We start from the raw sequence: 16552 nt of genomic DNA, 5'->3' as shown, positions 1-16552 counted from the left end.
TTAGCTTATTGATTCTGTCCAGTCTGCGTTATTTGAAGTGTCGATGCCGAGGGAAATCACATTCGAACCAACCTCCATTTCTCCGAGGAGAATTGGCACCGCGCGGCCCTGACCTACCCGGTTTTCAGCACTGGTAAATGAATTGTTTGTGAGTGTATTGGTCTCTGCTGCTTCTGCGGATGTTTTGGTCTTCATGTTGCGTGACATGTAGACCGAGTAAGCCACCGAAGCCACGCTGACAGCAACCGCAATCCATGCGGCCGCAGCGGCGCTTATCGCCCCCTCCACTACCGGCACGAACAGGACTACAGAGCCGTCTTTAAGGTGGCGATCCAGATGCCATTGCATCGCAGATGCCTCAACATCCTCGCCCGCCACCCGCACCCGCAGCTTTGTATGTAGAAAGGCTTTTTTGAATTCGAAATCCTGCGCCAGCAGAAGGCGTAAACCCTGCGCGGGAGTATCAACATTCAGGGATATCTGGCGGTAAAATCGGCGTAGATTGCCTGCAAATTTAAAGATGAGCACTGTTCGTGTCTCCAGATTGAATGCGTCTGCTTGATGTATGCCGGGCGCATTTGTTCTCGTCTGCTGAGGTGTCCGGCATGGTCATGGTGAAGCACCAGGTTGTCATGAAGGAGAATCATTGAGTGGCATGGGTCTGCGCCGGGGAATGGCTGCCTGATAATGACGTCGCCTGGATGGGCATCCTGCATGGATACCTGATAGAACCCATTGGCCGGCATGTTTACCAAATAGAGATTCTCTCCCCGCAGCCACCATCCGTTAGTTCGCTCGAAGTCCGGCAGGTCGATGCCGCAGAGGTGGTATGCGTCCCGGAAAAGCGTGTAGCAGTCCATAATGCCGTGCTCGAACTTTCGCCCCAGCAGGAGTGGCACAGGCCTGTATTTCCTGACCTCCCCGTCAGATGCCAGCCACCATGGCAGGCCGGTCATAACCTGCACCTGCCGGTCAGCTCCTGAAAGAGCTGGCTGGCTTTGCGGATGCGAATGGAATACTGCGGTAATCTCCCCCTCCTCCTCCGCTGCAAGCCAGTCGTCGTCACTTATGCGGAAATGATGCCAGGGCTCCGGATGCACATTCCGGCAGCGAAACACTTGCTCGCCATTCAGGATCAGCGCGCACACTTCATCCTGCGACGATGCCGCATAATCGAGTAATTCTTGCATTAGGAGACCTTTTGAGAGCCGGGGAAACTACTTATTGGCATTGGTTCAGGACGTGGATAGCGGAACCGGCAGCCGGTACGCCGGTGTGAGCATTTGTCTTTCGCTTGATCTGTTGTCGGGTTGTCACGCTCGTCTGCAACAGGAGGCCCGTCATACCCGCACCCGACACCGCGATACTGCCACTGGCACACGTCTGCGAGGATTGTTCGCGCCGGGATGATGGCGTTGTCACAGTCAATCGGTGTCGCCAGCGTATAGGTTACCTGCTCGAACGTTTCTTCCGTCATCTCTTCCACGACGTAGCGTGATACCGCCTCCTGCGTAGGGTCAGCATCAGGATTGCCGTTCGGGAAATTAGCCGCATCCAGATATTTAACCGGAACCTGCCGCCGGGTTATCACAACGCCAAGCATATCGTCGAAGTCGTGGTTAATCCCCGTTAGCAGCCCGGTTACATTCGCGACTGTCATCGTCGGGCGCGTATAGGTTCCCTCATTCTTCATTCCGAACCCTTCAACTGCTATTGGGTACGCCTGGTACTGATTTCCTTTCCAGACAACGTCCCCATAGTAGCCGTTGGTGCCAGAATGGAATCGAATAAGGTCACCTCCGTATGGCTGCAGGTCCGCCTCGAAAAGGTCTATGAAAGCGCCAACTCCAGAATCGACGCTATCAATAATCATATTATCTGGTATGTCGCGCACGGGAACCTCTCATTAAAAAGCCGCCTCAAAGTGGCTTATCGTGGCACTTGTTCAAATGTGGCCGTTAATTCATATAACGACCCGGTCTTCGTTAAACTCCAGGAGCGGCAGATAAACAGCGCCTGCACTCCTGTATCAGATGGCGTCCAGTAGAACGATTCCACCGCCATTCTCGCAGTAAGAAATTCATCGGCCGCTTTTGCTGCATTTGGGCGTGAACATTTTTCATCGTTGACGCCCCGGAAAGTCAGCGAATATTTAGCCATTAGCGGGTTGATGCCCTTGGTCTGTCTCTGTTCGTATCCGTCGCCAAACTTCACTACAGCAACGTTAGGCGTTCGCTCTACCGAGTAGCCCCGCTGAGGCGTCCATGTGAATATTTCTGGCATGAATTACTCCCAATAAAAAACCCGCCGGAGCGGATTCATAGCGTTAATTGCATTGCCGATACCGAGGATTTATCGGCTTTTTTCAAGCATTCCATTTGGCCGTTGCTCATCCCTTATCGCCCGCAGAGACTGGTTGTAGGCAATTTTACCTATCTGATTCATCGTTGCCTGGTCGATTCCATTGGTTGTATTGATGGTGAAATTATTAACAACGGACACAGAACCCACCCCAGAGCCACCCGAACCAATATCCCGGTTGCTAATCACCCGTCCGTTATCGCCGGGGATCATGTACTGGCTGCCATTCGACGCCTGGTAGATTTCCGGCTTTCCATGCTCTCCTACGCGATACATGGAGCCTGCGTCTACAGGACCGCCATTATAACGGGTACCAGCAATAGCCATCCCCTTCGCAGACAAAAGCGAACCAGCATATGCTGCCTGACCAACCGCCGCGGCAGTGCCGTAGGTAGCTATTGAAGCACTCATTGCAGCAGGTGCCCATGCGGAAGCTGCGGCGGTTGCCTGGGCCATAGTTGAGGCCAAAGAGGCGGCGGCCGCTGCCTGGCCCATCAACTGGCTCTTAACCCACTCGATCCCCATCTGCACCAGACTGCCAACAACACTATTTAGGATTGTCGTTCCGATGTTGGCGAAGGATTCTTGCAGGCTTTGAGTGCCGTTAATAAGTCCGGTAATGGCGCTGGTTGCGCCTCCCTGTAGAGAATCTACAGCGGCACCAAGCATATTATTGATCTCGCTCTGCTGTTGCCACTCTTCCCACATCGCCGCCATGCGCTTTTGGTGATATTGGTCTTCAATCTGAGCGCGTACCGCTTCGGCTTCGGCTATTTTCTGCGGGTAAAGCTGAACATACTGATTGAGCTGCGCCATTTGCTGCGCGTAGGTGTTGTCGACAGCGGCAACTGGTGATGCCTGGCCTTGCAGTTGCGTAAAATTCTGGCTGGACTCTTTCCTTTTTTGCTCTTCTTCCTTTGCAGACTTTGTTGCCTCTGCGAGATCATACATTTTACCGGCCAGCTCTCCGGCCTGCTGAACCTGCTGTTGAGTGGCTGCCGCGCCTAGTTGCTGCTGCGCGGCAAGAATAGCTGCTTCTCGCCCCATGCCCTGTTGTTGCAGAGTGGCTATCTGGTATTTGTTAGCTAACTGATCGAGTTGATTGATAACCTGCTGCTGTTCAGCTTCAGATTTTTTCGCAGCGGAGGTAGCAGCTGCGGCCGCCTTTTTGTCTTCAGATTCTTTCTCTTTCTGCGCCTTCTGCTCTGCCTGATAAGCCTCAATCTTATCGTAGCTCGCATCAATCGACTGCCGCTCAGCCTCCGTTGCCCCCAGCAGATTAGCCACGTACTTTGCTTTTTCTCTGGAACTCATTCCGACTGTTGCAGCTTCGTTTTTTGCCGCCTCTACAAGCCTATTGAGTTGCTCAACATTTCCAGACAGCGCTTTCTTTGATGCCTCAGTAGCGCCAGTGAGACTGGTAAGAGCCTCCTTCAGCACTTTCATGGCATCACCAGCATTCATAGCGGCCAGAGCATTGCTGTTTACCAGGTTCGTCAGTTCATTTAGCTTAGGGTTGGCATAACCAGTCTGTTCACTTAACGAAGACAGTGCCGCGGCAGCAGCCTGCATTTTTTCCGGAGTGGGTTCCTTGCTCAGGTCTCTAAACACTTTGACCAGCCCGACAGCCTGTGTCTGGGTGATTCCAAATGTCTCGGCCATATCAGTTGTGACATTATTGAGTATGTTAACGCCAACAATGTTGCCCTCGTACGTGCCGCCTAAATCTTTCAGGACGGCTGTAACGTCTACCCCTTTGGCTTCAAGTGTTGTTAGCTGGCTCTGCGCTGCTGCCATGCTGTTACGCCATGTCCCAAGATCGCTAACCTGCTCGTTAATGGCAGAACCAGCAGCACTGATTGCCTTCTGTGCATCGGTCATCGATACCGCAATCTGAGCTTTCGCCGCATCTGAGCTTACGGCAGCCAAGCGCTGAATTTTTTCAGATAGCGCCGTAACCCCGGCATCAGTTTTTATAACAGTGTTAGACAACGCCTTTTGCGCTGTCTCCAACTCAGCGGTAGCATCTTTCGATTTGAAAAGAGAGGGAAGGAGCGCGCCAGCGATAGCCCCCGAAATTGCAACCACAGCACCAACTACTGCACCACCCGGACCGAATATTGAGGCAATCTGGCTACCCTGCTGGGCAAAAACCATCATTGCATTCTGCCCCATCTGCAACTGAACGGCGACGTCTTGTATCTGGTAACCAAGTTGTCCAGCAGCAAACCGCATGCTACCCATGCTGCGCGTTGCCGCAGTTACACCCTTTGCTGTCTCGGTTACTTGGGTGTCAAGCTTGGAAAACTGTTTAATACTGGCGTCAAGAGAGGCGTTTATTTCATCCAGTGCTCTGTTGCTAGTGCTGACGCCTTTAACCAGCCTAGCGGTCTCCATGTCCACTTCAAAAACAATAGAGCCAACGGTTTCTTCGCCTGCCATTAGTTATCTCCGCGCATAAAAAAACCGCAATAGCGCTGATTTATAGGTATCCATCAGCGATATTGCGGGGTATGTGTTGATTCTTACTTATATCAATCCGGCTTTCTTTCGAGCCTCCAGAAGATAATCTTCATCGCTTTTCCCTGCCGTCTCCGTCTTCGACGGCGTAGCCTCGATTTCATCTTTCACATGCTTATTTTGTGTTGAGCCGCTGATAATAATTTCTTGTCCTTCGATGATTTTCTTCAACAACTTGACTTGTTCATCAGAACGTGTTGCAGCTTTTATCACATAAAATGCGATAGCAATGGTAATTAACCATGAAACAATTAACAGGATGTAATATCCGAACATGAGCGCCCCCTAAGTTTAAGTTAATGACATCCTATCAAAAAGCGATCACATATCAACTAACGAGAAGGAAACTTTCGGGGGTCTCACGCTCGAAAAAGAAAAGCCACCCGGAGGTGGCTTGTCAGCATAAAGTAACAGATTAGCGGTTTTCACAACCAAGCTGAGACTTATCGATGATTTGCGTACCTTCGACACGGAAACCGTATGTGCCGAACAGGAATGCATGGTTCAACTGATAGATGACAACATCGCTCAAACCTACGGAGCACTTATCTTTTTCGATAGCGCGATCCATTGCTGTTTTAACGCTAGGGATGCCCAGCGGAAAAATGACAATCGGAGCTTTGTCTTCACCAGTTACGCGCTGACCTTTTTCAAACTTAGCTGCGTTCAGGTTGTAGTTTTTGGTACTACCTACGGTCATATCAGCAACGCGAACAGTGCAGCCAGACAGCATTAAAGCCCCAAGAGCTAAAGCAACTACCTTCTTCATTTCGTGTTTCCTTTGATTGCAATCGGAAACATCTTAACAGCATGAATTGTATGATCAAATAAAAACCCGCGATTAAGCGGGTTTGAGATGTCTGTAGCAAGGGGGATTAAGCTACATCAGCGCCGTGGATCAGATGGCGCAGCGCTTCAATCCCGTTTGAGTTGTAACGGAACGCCTCTACCTGTTTGCTGGAGTGAGCGGACTTGTCCAGGAAGAATTTGCCATACTGCTCCGTCTTGAGGTTGTTAGCGTTGGCAATGCGACCTATTTTATTCGCCGTTACGCCAAGTTGTTCTGCAACCTCTCCTGCCGAGTAGTAATGCTCCTCAATAGCCGGTAACGGGATGGCATTGAAGCCGACGATTGGATTGATGATACTGGCGGCCGCCGTCTGCTTTGCCTCAGGTGCAAGGTTAGGCATCAGGTCGAACAAGTTGGTAACTGCTTCAACCGTCATTTTCAGCGTGCGAGCCTGACGGTACTCAACAAGGCCGGTTGCTGATTTAGAAGGAATCGCTTCTCCTGATTCAAGTTGACGCCAGCGCTTTGCAACTTTGTGGCGAAGGGGAATGCTATAACCCATCATCAGAGTCATGGTCAGGTCTTGATCAAGCCAGTACTCCTGATAAGTGCGCCCTTTATCGTCTTGGTAATCGGCCGAAAACTCGGCCGATTGAAGATTGAGCGATTCGAACATTTTCCTGCAATCTTCGAGGACATGCTTATGCTTTTTACCAGTCAGCGATGCAATTTCGCGACTAGACATTTTAGTGACAACCGATCTTACATTTGCTACAGTTTGCTTAGTCATATACGTTCCTATACGTTGTTAGACATCAGATGCCGCCAGCAGCACACTGGCGGTTTTTCTTTTAGCGAATCCTTGCTGTCTCTCCTTCCTCAAGTTGTTTTTCCGCGCCTTGCTTTACATATGCCAAAAAGATCGCTCCGTCCTTAAATCGGTCGTAAAGACGACCAGCGAGCGGTGATTCGATTGCTTTCAGTGCAGGGTGAATCTGATTTTTCCATGCCTCATACATAACAGCGTAATGAGTGGCTAACGCATCGACGTTGTAGGCATGACGCTCGCGGATAGACGGTTCGGTTAATGCTGGCGTGTGAATTGCCACTTCGCGATCAAGAATGTCCAGCACCCAGCGGCGAAACTCTTTAGCCACATCAGTACGGGCGAACATTGCGATAAGGTGAGCACCACGAAGCGAGAAAACACGAACCTTCATGCGGCGGGATGAACCGTTGATACCATTGGTCACTGATTCAATGACCTGAGTCATTCCCTCGGAGAACTCATCATTGTTTTGGTTGAAGAGGTTGGTAATGGACTTGGTGCTTTTGTATTTCAAAGCAGCAGCCAAGTCGGCCGAAGTAAACCAAACGCTGTCCATATCATTTACTGGAGAAAGCTGAACGCCTTTGAAGTTGTACTCTGATTTCGCTACAATATTCATGTTGGTTTTCTCGCAAAAGTTTACTGACATAGAGGCCCGGTTTGTGTTAGCGCACTTCCGGGCTTCGCTGTATTTACTGCACATGCATCCGGCCTCTGAACTTCAAAGCCCATACCAGCGCCTGTACCAGAGCGGCGTTTTCAGAAAGCCCCTCCTCGTCCGCAATCCGTTTAAACGCCTCCTTCACCTTTTGCGGGTAGCGAAGGGTTGTCTTTGCTTCGTTCTTTTCCACTTAATGCTCCTCTTCGTGATGGCATTATGCCTTGAAAGCAGAATGCCATCATTGATTATAAATAGCAATATGCCATCATCACTTTTTTTTGAGGTGATGCTATGGCTGAAAAGCAGGTTAAAGATTACGAAAAATTTGTCGTCCGTTTCCCTGATGGAATGCGCGATGCGATATCTGAACGAGCCAAAGCAAATGGTAGGTCGATGAACTCGGAGATTGTGCAAATACTCGGAGAAGTTGTTTATGGACTAAATAATACCGACGATGAATTTGAAAGTATGTTCGAATATGTGACCACGGAGACGCCGACCGATGAAGACGAGTGGCGAGTCAGGGACAGGATGCTTACGCAGTTAGTTTTTGAAATAACGAACAGACTCGATAAGGAAACCGCCAGGCTGAAAGCTCTATTTGAGATACGATCCCCGGATGGCTTTTATACCCAGACAATTACTAACATTAAAAAGCCCACCTGAGTGGGCTACCTTGCTGCTCTTGCCCTGCGCGCGGCTTGGCGGGCAAGATAAGCATCGGCAACAGAATCGTACTCCTCCCGCGTCATGCCCTTCTCGTTAGGGTATTTGGCAGCAAGGCGCAGAGTAAATTCGGTCATAGTCATCCCGGCGGCTTCTTCACGACTAATCCCGAAATGGTTGCAGGCGGCAACGATGTAATCAATGGCTCTAAATTCGTTTGAATACTCGTTTGCTTCATGTCGCTGAAGCCTGCGAATTTTGGCTTTCCCAATAATGCCGTGCTGCATTAATTGCTGAGCCAGAACTATGATATCGCCCCTGGGAAGCAGCCCCGGCCGATAGACAACGTATCGACTCCACCCCTTCCATTCGCCGATAAGCGGCTGCAGGTCTGCGCTGCCTGTATAGCAACAATGCATGACTTGCATCGCAGAAGTGAGAATTTCATCGGCGGCACGCTGGAGTACAGTGTTAATGATATTCGCCGGCAGCTTCCCGTTTAACAAGGAAGCCTTTCCTAACAGTTCATTAACCTCAGAACCGTGAATCAGCGAAAATATAGCGACAATCTCCGCTGGGCTGCCAATACTGGACATGGCCGCAAAAGATGGTTTAAAAACGTAGTCTTTCCCGCCTTCCCTTGCCTCGGAAAGCCGCATTTCACCAATTTCTATTAACGGTTTCATGCCTCTCCTGAAGTAAAGAGGGGCACTATCATGCCCCGTCGTTTATGTCATTCAGTAACAGTAACTGAGTGTGTGGCAACCTTATTCCCGTCTACCGTGGCAACAACAATCTCTGCTGTTCCTGCAGCCACCAGGTTAACAGTGACCGCGCTTCCAGATTTTGTGGCCGTTGCAATGGCTGCGTCAGTTGTAGACACGGTAAATTCTTTATTGGTTGCCCCTGTCGGCTGCACGGTAACCGTAAACGTAGTTGTGCCTCCAACTGCGCCAGTGCTCGTAGCGGGGTCAACAGTCACGCCAGTAACTGCTACGTCGATGGTTTCATTAACTTCGATGGTACTGGCGTCGCCGACTTTGAACTCGGTACTAAATGTTACGATGTCATTTGTACCCCCGTCAGAACTCAATGCCGTGATATTCATGTAGCCGATGAATTCTACCGGGCCGTAGTCCATGCGCACCCAGATGCCAGGCTGGCGCTTGGCCTTCAGTTCATCAGCGAAATACTTGATGAACCTGCCGACACCGTACTGATCCAGTTTGTCCTTCTTGCGCACCTCACCTTCGAAGCTCAGGGTGAAGTCGCTGTTGGTGATGATGGTCTCTACATAGCCACCGCCATCATCCGCATCAGAGGTAACCGAGTTCGGGTTGAAGTCGAAGCCCTTCGACGTACCAGCGGCCAGCGCCATCCACTCAGATTCAAGTGGCTTGACGTCAGGGCAGCCATCGGCGACTTCCAGCACGACCGCACCGCCGAACAGGCGCTCGTTCGAGTTCTGGCAATTAGCCATGTGAAACTCCTCTTTGACATATAAAAGAAAAACCGCCTGAGCGGGTTATTTGGTTGGATATGGCTATTCGCCGTAAGTGCAGGCAAACTGGAGTCGGAAGACTATTCGCCCTTCTTCTGTGAGCACCGGCGCGGGAATTGCGCCCATGTTCTGGATGTAGCCGACGCACTCGTCAGCCATGGGGTTGGCCTGGACGTAATCGACGATGCGCTGTACGGCATTGAGCGCGTCTTTGCGCTTGTCCTTCGCGCCGAAAATGTCGACCAGAACGTGATATTCAGAACCTAGGTCAGTACGGATATTAGAACCGCCGTTAGGCCTGAATACCATGATCGCCTTCGACAGGTCGCCCGGGTCGTCGTACATCAGCTGTTGCACGGTGAAACCAGTCGTTAGCCCGGCGTCGCCGAACATATTGCGCACCCGCTCGTGCATCATGGGTGTCATAGCGAAAGCTCCTTGCGCATCACTGCATCAATTTGGCTTCGGCTATCCTCAAAGCCTTTCGTCAGAAATTCTTTCTGCGCTGTTGAACGTCGGAATGTCTGTGGCACGTTAGGGTCGTGAACATAAATAGCGTAGTTTGCCGAATATCCAACCCGCCCGGTTACTCGCGTACCGCTGGCGTTGATTTCACGGTATTGACTATTAAGCAACGTAGACGTATCGATTGGGGTGTATAACGCAGCCTGAGAACTACCGATAATCATTGCCGATTGCAGGGCTCTAACCACCTTGCGACCTTGCACATCCTGAATAATTCTGTTCAGGTTGGCCTTTGCCTCGCGGATACCGCGAACTTTAGCGCCCATGGCTAGACTCCCGTCAAAATTGCGAAATCATCCGCCAAGCGCTCGAACGTATCGGCATAGCGGATGACCTGCCGAACTTCGTCGGCACCTGCGACAACCGGATCAGGTTCGGTAGATGCGCCAATGAGCAGGTAATCACCAGCGGCCGCCAGCGCGAACTCCGTCCATACGGTATTCTTCACTACGATTTCAGCGCCAAGGCTGGCTAACTTTTTGCTGAGGCCGCCCTCGTAATCACAGAGGATTTGCTCAGGCTCTGCATAGCCCAGCGGGTCGCCGTATTCGTCATTGCCTTCCAGCTTGCGCCAGATAGTCGCCGTGGCGGTATAGCTCCAGTTCGCTACCGATGACATCAGCCCTCCTTCCAGCGCAGCACCTTCGCGCCAGTCGCCCGGATGCGCGGGCAGTTAATGAACCACTCGCCGTCCGATTTTACGTAGCCGGTAGCCTCCCGCCCGATGTCAGTTTGCACCCAGACGCGAAAGAATGGTTGCGGTAGTCGTTCAGTCACTAGAATCCAGTTCATTAACGATTCCCATCGCACATGCACCCACCGCGTCCAATCCAGATGCCAGCAAAGGCCGGAGTTACTGTCGGGTCGGCAGGAATGAGTGAGTTAGCACAACCATACTTATCCAGTCCTCGGAGAAGGTTTAACGAGCCTTTCCAGCGGTCTGATAACGACTGGTATCGGAATGATTCAGAAGCACCACTTGGCGCGGTGTGACTGGAAACATATTTATCGCCCTGCCCAAGAGCCATTAAGCCCAACAGGTAGGACTGAATTAGCAGCGCTGTAGCCGGAGAGTAATGAGCATCAAGGCATTCCTGAATACTGTTAGCTTGCTCTACTAGCGCCTCTAAGATGAAATCAGGCAGCGTGATACCGACTGACTTCAGATATTCCCTGGCCTGTTCTGTGGTAATCATGCGAGCCTCTTAATAAGCCCTCCGCAGAGGGCATAAAAAAACCGCCTTAGCGGCGGCTGTTATTCAGCAGGGAAAAGCTTTTCAAGCTCACCGTCTGGTAGCAGTTCACCAAGCTTTTCAGCACCCAAGTTGCCTTTGAAATCGATACCCAGCTCGGTCAGCCGCGCCTGGATAACCTCTTTAGGAGATTTTGAGTCGGTGCCGCCTTCTGGTGTCGCAGGAGTTAGCTGGCCGCCTGCCTCACCACGCATCAGTCGCACGTTAGATTTCAGTGCCGGGTGCAGCTCTTTGATCTCAACCACATCGCCTACCTTCACGCCGAACCACGCGCGTACAACTTCGTATTTAGCCATGATGTTCCCTTATGCCAGGTTAGCGCCGTAGACAACGCCGGATAGCCCCTGCTCGTCAGCGGTAATTTGCAGACCTTCAGCAGACATAATCTGGAAGTTATAGTTAACGTTAGGCAGTGGGCGCGGCAGCGGAACAACGCCAACGGCCATACCAACCAGCGGAGAAATCACGTCCTGACGGCGAACATAGGCGATGAACTCGTTGCCGGACAGCGCGAAGGTCGACCGGATTTCACGAACCGGCGCAAACGGCAGAACGGCATTAAGCACATTGCCACTGACAACGCCGTTCACTACATACGGTTGAGCCAGGTTAGCCCAGATTTCAGGAGATACCCACATCACATCGTATGCAGCCACCTTGTTTGCGCGCGCCAGAGTACCGAATGCGCCTTTCCCGAAGAAAGCGAACAGCGCGGTCATGTCGGCAGTTGTCAGGTCGATATTTGCGCCTCCCGCACCAGAACCGAGGTTAATTTTTTTGGTGTTGCGGTGGTTTTTGATGCCCTGCGCAGGATAGGACTGCACCCGGATGTTCGGGTCGCCATTCAGATAGTAGTTGACGCGCTTCTGGTTGAACTTGCGCATTTTCGCCATCTGCGAATCAAGTACCAGGTCGATACCCACAGAATTTAGACCAGCAGCATGACGCCAGTTCACGCCGTAACCTGCAGTGAACACCGGGATCGGGTCGCCATCACTCGCATATTCGGTATGGTCAAATGAAAATGGAGCCTGACCGTCAATGCTCACAGACACATCGTCGGCAATGTCGCCAACAACGTTGTAAAGCTTTGCGGTTTTGCCTACAGACAGCACCGTCTGAACCCCAATCAGGTCGTTGACAATTTCCATGCCAACTTCCTGATCGCGCAATTGCAGGACCTGACGGTCAATCTCTGCCCAGAAATCACGTGTAAAACCACCTACGGCGTTCACCGCTAACCATTCAGTAGTCATATTCGAACGGTTTGCCGCAATCATTGCGTCGTGATGAGCATTCCACATATTGCGGTTTGCCCATAGTTCATTCCAGTGACCACCTAGGCGTGAGTTAGTCGCCAGCGTCTCTTTTGAGAAGTACATATATGATTATCCTTTTATTACGCGCCAGCGGCGGCGGCAGTGCCAACGCGCATACGAACGCGAATGAAATCGGTGGTGCTGTCTGCGATGGTGAACTCGTCCTGGCTGTAGCCAATCACTGAGTCAGTGTCGTCAGTTGCCAGGGTGAATTGACCAGCCGTACCGAGTTTTATCGGGCTGTCCTTTTTGTACGCCCCAGGAGCGCACAGCAGCGCCAACTCGCGCCCCTCTTCGACGTAGTTACCAACAGCAGAGTCACCAGCAGGTACAGCATCACGGATGCCCAACCCCTGGTGATAAGCACAGTCGATGATATAGAGGCGACCAGTTAATGCGGTGGCCTGTGCAAACTGATCATCACCGTTGATAGTGGCGGCAGTGCCCGGAAGCAGCGCTGCAGCAGTGAGGCGGGTTTCGGTCTTGTAGAGCGATTTCCCGTCGATATTAACGCGACGATAACGTGACATTATCCCGGCTCCTTATTTGAAGTATTCAGATGCGGCGGGTGCGCCGGTTTCAGTTTGCTGCTGAGCGGAGTTAGTCCCCAGCGGCGCGGCATCACCGATTGTTTTAAACATCGCGTCCAGCGCTTCACCTGACAGAGCGTTAGCCACGATTTCGCCGTGAACTTTTGCAACTGCTTCACGCTTGGTTTTCTCTTCGGCGCGGGAGTTGGCGGTCAGGGTTTCGGCAAGTTTATCGTGGTTTGCCTGCAGCCCTGTGATGGCCTCTTTGATCGGGTTAAGAGCCTCTGCAAAATTAGCGGCGAGACCTTTGCCGATTTCGCTGACCAGCTCTTGTTTCTCTTCAGTAGTTAAAGGCATGTCGCCCTCCGTTTTGTGGTTTGTTGCAGGCTGTTCCTGCGGTGTGAAAAGAGATTTGAATTTGTTGGCGACGATAGCCACCCATGATTCCTGCCGTGCGACTGCCGTTCCGGTATCATCGAATGTGATAACTTCGCCATCGGACTTGTAGCCAAACACCTCAGCGCTGCCGCCGTTTCGGACGATTACCGCCTGCGAGTCAGTGAAATCAGCTACCCAGGCGTATTCGTTTTCACCTGGTGCGAACTTTGCTTTGGCTGCACAGTCAAGACGCTGCTCTCGCTCCCGGTAGGATTCGCCAACCAGCGCGCCTGAGTTCGCCTTAAGCGGCTGCGCCAGATCAGCGTTAACCATCAGGCCAACTCCTTGCTCCGGGGTTGCCGCCCCGACTTCGTGCAGCAGGATCGCGTCGTGGTCCATGCCATGGATGTCGGCAACCCACTCCGCACCTGTTGCGCGCTGCTGCTCGTTCGGCTCAAGCTGATCGAGGAAAGCGGCAACGCTGGTATGAATCGGCGGAACGTCTTCACCTCGTTCAATCGCGGCCACGCGCTCAAGCAGTTCTTTACCACCTTCCGACTCACTGGCGCGGGCCACATCAACCCACTTTTCGAGGTAAATGCGATTGCCGGACTTCTTAACGTTGCGGTTCCATGCGCCGATATGGCCTGCGTTAATCCCCTCTGGCGAGAAAGCAGACACGAACTGACCGTTAACCTGAGGGTGGCCCAGCGGCGCTAGGGTGCCTTCCAGCCCCTTATAGTGGGCGTCGATTTGCTCTTGCGTGTACAACCCGCCATTCATGACGACGTTCGCCGGAAGTGTGTAGCTCGGCAGCACCAGGTGCTCACGCCCGTTATGTGTTTCGCGCCGGATAGATTGGCTGTTCACCTTCGTGGTGATGTTGACCTGCATAGGCATAGTTATTTCTCCGCCCAGGCGTAACCGCGCGCCTGCATCGATTTATATTCCTGTTTGAGTTTGGTAATGGTGTCCGGGAACTGAGGTTTGCCGTCGTCATCGACCAGAACTGACTGCTGGCTGCATTTGCAGTTGATTGAGTTCCCATCCTTGCTGTACCAGTCACGCACTTCTTCATTGGTATAGAGGTGTGCGTGGCGCACTGCGTGGGTATGTCGGGTTGTCGGTGACAGCGCAGAGATGTGAACCAGTAGTGTTTTCAGGCCGAAGAGGTCGTTAGCCTCCTGGTCTTCATCCCACTTGGCCCGGCGAAGCGCGGTAGGCACTTCGGTTCGTGCGATCCGGTTAGCACGGCGCTTCTCGATGCCAGTCTGCGAAGTCAGATTGCGGGCAATTTCACGGGGATTAAGCCCGCGCCCAACGCCATCCGTTAGCACCCTCGCCATATTGCGCTTAACCTCAGCACTCAGCCCCTTCATTTCCTCAAACACGCGAGCGTGAACCAACGCCATACGTTGCTGATACGGGTCACTCGCGAGGATAGAGGCCAGCGATTCGCGCCCGGCGGCGTACACCGGGGATTGCTGGCTGAGGTTGTAGAACGACTGCCCGGTCCCTTTCTCCGAAGCCAGATCGATGTACTCGTAAAACCACAGGTCATAATCGCCACCTTCAAGCAGCACCTGATCCACCAGGTAACTGGCATCGTTCAGGATGATGGAAAGTAGCGTTGGGTTTAGCTGGTATTCGTATCTGGCGTTTACTGCGAGGGAGGAAGGTATTTTGTCGAGTGCTGATTTGTACGCTTTGCCAATCTTATTCATTCGCCTGGCGAAGCCTTTCATTGCCCGGCGTTCCAGCGCATCGGCTCCGGTTGGGTCCTGATAGTTACGCGGCAGAATCGGTGGCTTCGTCTTCTTCGTTGCCATCCTCTTCTCCTAGTGGTTCTTCGCTATCGTTATCGTACCCAGCAGCCGTGCGAATCTCTTCACGACTGAATGCAGGTTCCTCACCGCCGCCCATCATTGTCTGGTTAATCTCGCCCATGGTCTTGGCGTTGGTGAGTTTCTCAGTACCGGTCTGCTCATTCAGGTCATCCCAGATAACAGCCTTCTGGCTTACTGAGTCGATGATTTGCAAATCGATAAGCTTGTCGCAGAAGTCTTCTATCTCGAAAGAGAGGTCTACACGGCGCGACTGACAGCGAGCATTGAAGTATTTCTGGTCTTCAGTACTGGAGCGCTCAGCCTGCTGATTACCAACCAGGATGCGCGTCGGGATGTCTACCCCTGCTGCGGCAGTCTGTAGGTTCACGTCATAGGTTGGCGACGGATCGGAAACTGGCGAAACCAGAGAGGTTACGCTCGCTCCCTGCAAAGAGAGCAGCACATCGTTCCCGCGATTCATCTCACGCGCGGCGTCATTAAATTTATCCTGCAGCTCGTCAACGCTAACGCTGTACATAGATGCAATGCTGCCAAAGTCGATTTCCTTATCGAAGCTTAATGCAAGCTGACGAGCGGCATTCTTCAGGAACGACTCACCAGAACCACCCTCCACCTTCTCCAGGCTGACAAATGCGTTATATGCTGGCTCAAGAAAACCGATAGCATCATCAGAGTAATCACCGAGGATAAAAACGCGGTCCGGGTGGATATCTACTCGACGGCTTGATCCATTCGGCAAACGCTCGGTGTACTTCCACATCTTCGGCTGGCCGTATGTCTTTGAGTTAATGCCAGTGTCCCACTCGCCTACCTTCAACGACCCAGCCCACGCGACTGCAACCTTCTGCAAACCTCTGCCTTTGGTTGCTGGAAGATTCCAGTCTTTGTTATCGCGTATATACAGCAGAACGCCAGAATATCGACCAACCAGGCGGCGACGGTCAGCATCGGCAAACAAGCGCCAGAATCGGTTGGTGAATACCTGTTTGGACTTTTTCTCCCAAGTGGTTTCGTCTTCGCTCTCGTCGGCGTCATCACCCTCGATGATTTCCGGGTTCGTCTGCCAGCACTTGCCCACAAGCTTCTCAACAGCACCGTGAGCGATACCGCCGCGCCGGTACAGAGCGTAGAGGTTTTCGTAGGTTACCTGCTCAGGGAAACCATACTCGCACCATGCTGAATGGCGCTTATTGTCCAGCCCCATCGTCGGTGCCATCAGCCCCATACGGGCGCGAGCAAGCCTGGCGTCGTTCAGCGCGTGATTGACGGCTAGTGTTAATTTGTCAGTCATGATTTGTCCGTCAGCGTTTCATCGGCGGGATTTTTGGTCCTTTGTAAGCGTCGTCTGAGTACCGTCTGGTCCCGAATCCAG

General features: G+C 52.2%; 24 protein-coding genes. 1 reads left to right on the top strand and 23 read right to left on the bottom strand.

Going from position 1 to position 16552, the window contains the following annotated elements; translation table 11 throughout:
- From GJV78_RS13510 to GJV78_RS22985, 10 genes are all read right to left on the bottom strand, one after another.
- Nucleotides 1-528, bottom strand: a complete 528-nt coding sequence (locus GJV78_RS13510) for a tail assembly protein (RefSeq protein ID WP_167519570.1) — start codon at nucleotides 526-528, stop codon at nucleotides 1-3.
- Nucleotides 471-1190 (bottom strand): C40 family peptidase, encoded by a 720-nt coding sequence (locus GJV78_RS13505; RefSeq protein ID WP_155108860.1) that lies wholly within the window; start codon nucleotides 1188-1190, stop codon nucleotides 471-473. Before GJV78_RS13505 ends, GJV78_RS13510 begins: the two co-directional genes overlap by 58 nt.
- On the bottom strand, nucleotides 1190-1894 hold the full coding sequence (locus GJV78_RS13500) for a phage minor tail protein L (protein WP_167519569.1): 705 nt from the start codon (nucleotides 1892-1894) through the stop codon (nucleotides 1190-1192). The genes GJV78_RS13505 and GJV78_RS13500 overlap by 1 nt, the downstream gene beginning before the upstream one ends.
- Before the next feature lie 35 nt (nucleotides 1895-1929).
- Nucleotides 1930-2283: a phage tail protein gene (locus tag GJV78_RS13495; protein ID WP_155108859.1), complete on the bottom strand. Its 354-nt coding sequence runs from the start codon at nucleotides 2281-2283 to the stop codon at nucleotides 1930-1932.
- Nucleotides 2284-2352: 69 nt separating this feature from the next.
- Nucleotides 2353-4803: a phage tail length tape measure family protein gene (locus GJV78_RS13490; RefSeq protein ID WP_155108858.1), complete on the bottom strand. Its 2451-nt coding sequence runs from the start codon at nucleotides 4801-4803 to the stop codon at nucleotides 2353-2355.
- A gap of 87 nt (nucleotides 4804-4890) precedes the next feature.
- On the bottom strand, nucleotides 4891-5157 hold the full coding sequence (locus tag GJV78_RS13485) for a YebO family protein (protein WP_155108857.1): 267 nt from the start codon (nucleotides 5155-5157) through the stop codon (nucleotides 4891-4893).
- 139 nt (nucleotides 5158-5296) lie between these two features.
- On the bottom strand, nucleotides 5297-5650 hold the full coding sequence (locus GJV78_RS13480; RefSeq protein ID WP_017384095.1) for a hypothetical protein: 354 nt from the start codon (nucleotides 5648-5650) through the stop codon (nucleotides 5297-5299).
- Nucleotides 5651-5756: 106 nt separating this feature from the next.
- Entirely contained in the window at nucleotides 5757-6461 is a 705-nt protein-coding gene (locus GJV78_RS13475) for a Rha family transcriptional regulator (protein WP_155108856.1), read from the bottom strand.
- Between the two features lie 61 nt (nucleotides 6462-6522).
- Complete coding sequence (locus GJV78_RS13470) at nucleotides 6523-7119, bottom strand: BRO-N domain-containing protein (protein WP_230979139.1); 597 nt, start codon at nucleotides 7117-7119, stop codon at nucleotides 6523-6525.
- Nucleotides 7120-7192: 73 nt separating this feature from the next.
- Nucleotides 7193-7351, bottom strand: a complete 159-nt coding sequence (locus tag GJV78_RS22985) for a hypothetical protein (RefSeq protein WP_167519568.1) — start codon at nucleotides 7349-7351, stop codon at nucleotides 7193-7195.
- A gap of 101 nt (nucleotides 7352-7452) precedes the next feature.
- Between GJV78_RS22985 and GJV78_RS24015 the strand changes: the two genes are divergently transcribed.
- Nucleotides 7453-7827, top strand: coding sequence for an Arc family DNA-binding protein (locus GJV78_RS24015; RefSeq protein ID WP_330998809.1), 375 nt, complete (start codon nucleotides 7453-7455; stop codon nucleotides 7825-7827).
- 5 nt (nucleotides 7828-7832) lie between these two features.
- On the opposite strand, the gene GJV78_RS13460 is transcribed toward GJV78_RS24015, so the two are convergent.
- From GJV78_RS13460 to GJV78_RS13400, 13 genes are all read right to left on the bottom strand, one after another.
- Entirely contained in the window at nucleotides 7833-8513 is a 681-nt protein-coding gene (locus GJV78_RS13460) for a DUF6246 family protein (protein WP_155108854.1), read from the bottom strand.
- 47 nt (nucleotides 8514-8560) lie between these two features.
- Nucleotides 8561-9307, bottom strand: coding sequence for an Ig-like domain-containing protein (locus GJV78_RS13455; protein ID WP_155108853.1), 747 nt, complete (start codon nucleotides 9305-9307; stop codon nucleotides 8561-8563).
- A gap of 63 nt (nucleotides 9308-9370) precedes the next feature.
- A complete protein-coding gene (locus GJV78_RS13450) occupies nucleotides 9371-9754 on the bottom strand; it encodes a phage tail termination protein (protein ID WP_155108852.1) in 384 nt (127 codons plus the stop codon).
- The gene (locus GJV78_RS13445; protein ID WP_155108851.1) at nucleotides 9751-10119 is read right to left on the bottom strand and encodes an HK97 gp10 family phage protein; all 369 of its coding nucleotides are present in this window, start codon (nucleotides 10117-10119) and stop codon (nucleotides 9751-9753) included. Before GJV78_RS13445 ends, GJV78_RS13450 begins: the two co-directional genes overlap by 4 nt.
- A gap of 2 nt (nucleotides 10120-10121) precedes the next feature.
- Nucleotides 10122-10472 carry a hypothetical protein gene (locus tag GJV78_RS13440; protein WP_155108850.1) on the bottom strand — a complete coding sequence of 117 codons (351 nt, stop codon included), beginning with the start codon at nucleotides 10470-10472 and terminating at the stop codon, nucleotides 10122-10124.
- Complete coding sequence (locus GJV78_RS13435; protein ID WP_230979142.1) at nucleotides 10472-10630, bottom strand: hypothetical protein; 159 nt, start codon at nucleotides 10628-10630, stop codon at nucleotides 10472-10474. Before GJV78_RS13435 ends, GJV78_RS13440 begins: the two co-directional genes overlap by 1 nt.
- A gap of 14 nt (nucleotides 10631-10644) precedes the next feature.
- Complete coding sequence (locus GJV78_RS13430; protein ID WP_155108848.1) at nucleotides 10645-11049, bottom strand: DUF7370 family protein; 405 nt, start codon at nucleotides 11047-11049, stop codon at nucleotides 10645-10647.
- A 59-nt stretch (nucleotides 11050-11108) separates the two neighbouring features.
- Entirely contained in the window at nucleotides 11109-11402 is a 294-nt protein-coding gene (locus GJV78_RS13425; protein ID WP_155108847.1) for a hypothetical protein, read from the bottom strand.
- Nucleotides 11403-11411: 9 nt separating this feature from the next.
- Nucleotides 11412-12488, bottom strand: coding sequence for a major capsid protein (locus tag GJV78_RS13420; protein ID WP_155108846.1), 1077 nt, complete (start codon nucleotides 12486-12488; stop codon nucleotides 11412-11414).
- A 17-nt stretch (nucleotides 12489-12505) separates the two neighbouring features.
- Nucleotides 12506-12955: a gp53 minor capsid family protein gene (locus tag GJV78_RS13415; RefSeq protein WP_155108845.1), complete on the bottom strand. Its 450-nt coding sequence runs from the start codon at nucleotides 12953-12955 to the stop codon at nucleotides 12506-12508.
- 12 nt (nucleotides 12956-12967) lie between these two features.
- The gene (locus GJV78_RS13410; protein WP_155108844.1) at nucleotides 12968-14233 is read right to left on the bottom strand and encodes a hypothetical protein; all 1266 of its coding nucleotides are present in this window, start codon (nucleotides 14231-14233) and stop codon (nucleotides 12968-12970) included.
- A gap of 2 nt (nucleotides 14234-14235) precedes the next feature.
- A complete protein-coding gene (locus tag GJV78_RS13405; protein WP_155108843.1) occupies nucleotides 14236-15162 on the bottom strand; it encodes a phage minor head protein in 927 nt (308 codons plus the stop codon).
- Nucleotides 15122-16471, bottom strand: coding sequence for an anti-CBASS protein Acb1 family protein (locus GJV78_RS13400; RefSeq protein ID WP_155108842.1), 1350 nt, complete (start codon nucleotides 16469-16471; stop codon nucleotides 15122-15124). The genes GJV78_RS13405 and GJV78_RS13400 overlap by 41 nt, the downstream gene beginning before the upstream one ends.
- Between the last annotated feature and the right edge of the window lie 81 nt (nucleotides 16472-16552).

The sequence above is a fragment of the Intestinirhabdus alba genome (assembly GCF_009711095.1).
GTDB lineage: Bacteria > Pseudomonadota > Gammaproteobacteria > Enterobacterales > Enterobacteriaceae > Intestinirhabdus > Intestinirhabdus alba.
The sequence above is the reverse complement of the archived record's forward strand: the minus strand, read 5'-3'. Positions and strand labels throughout refer to the sequence as shown.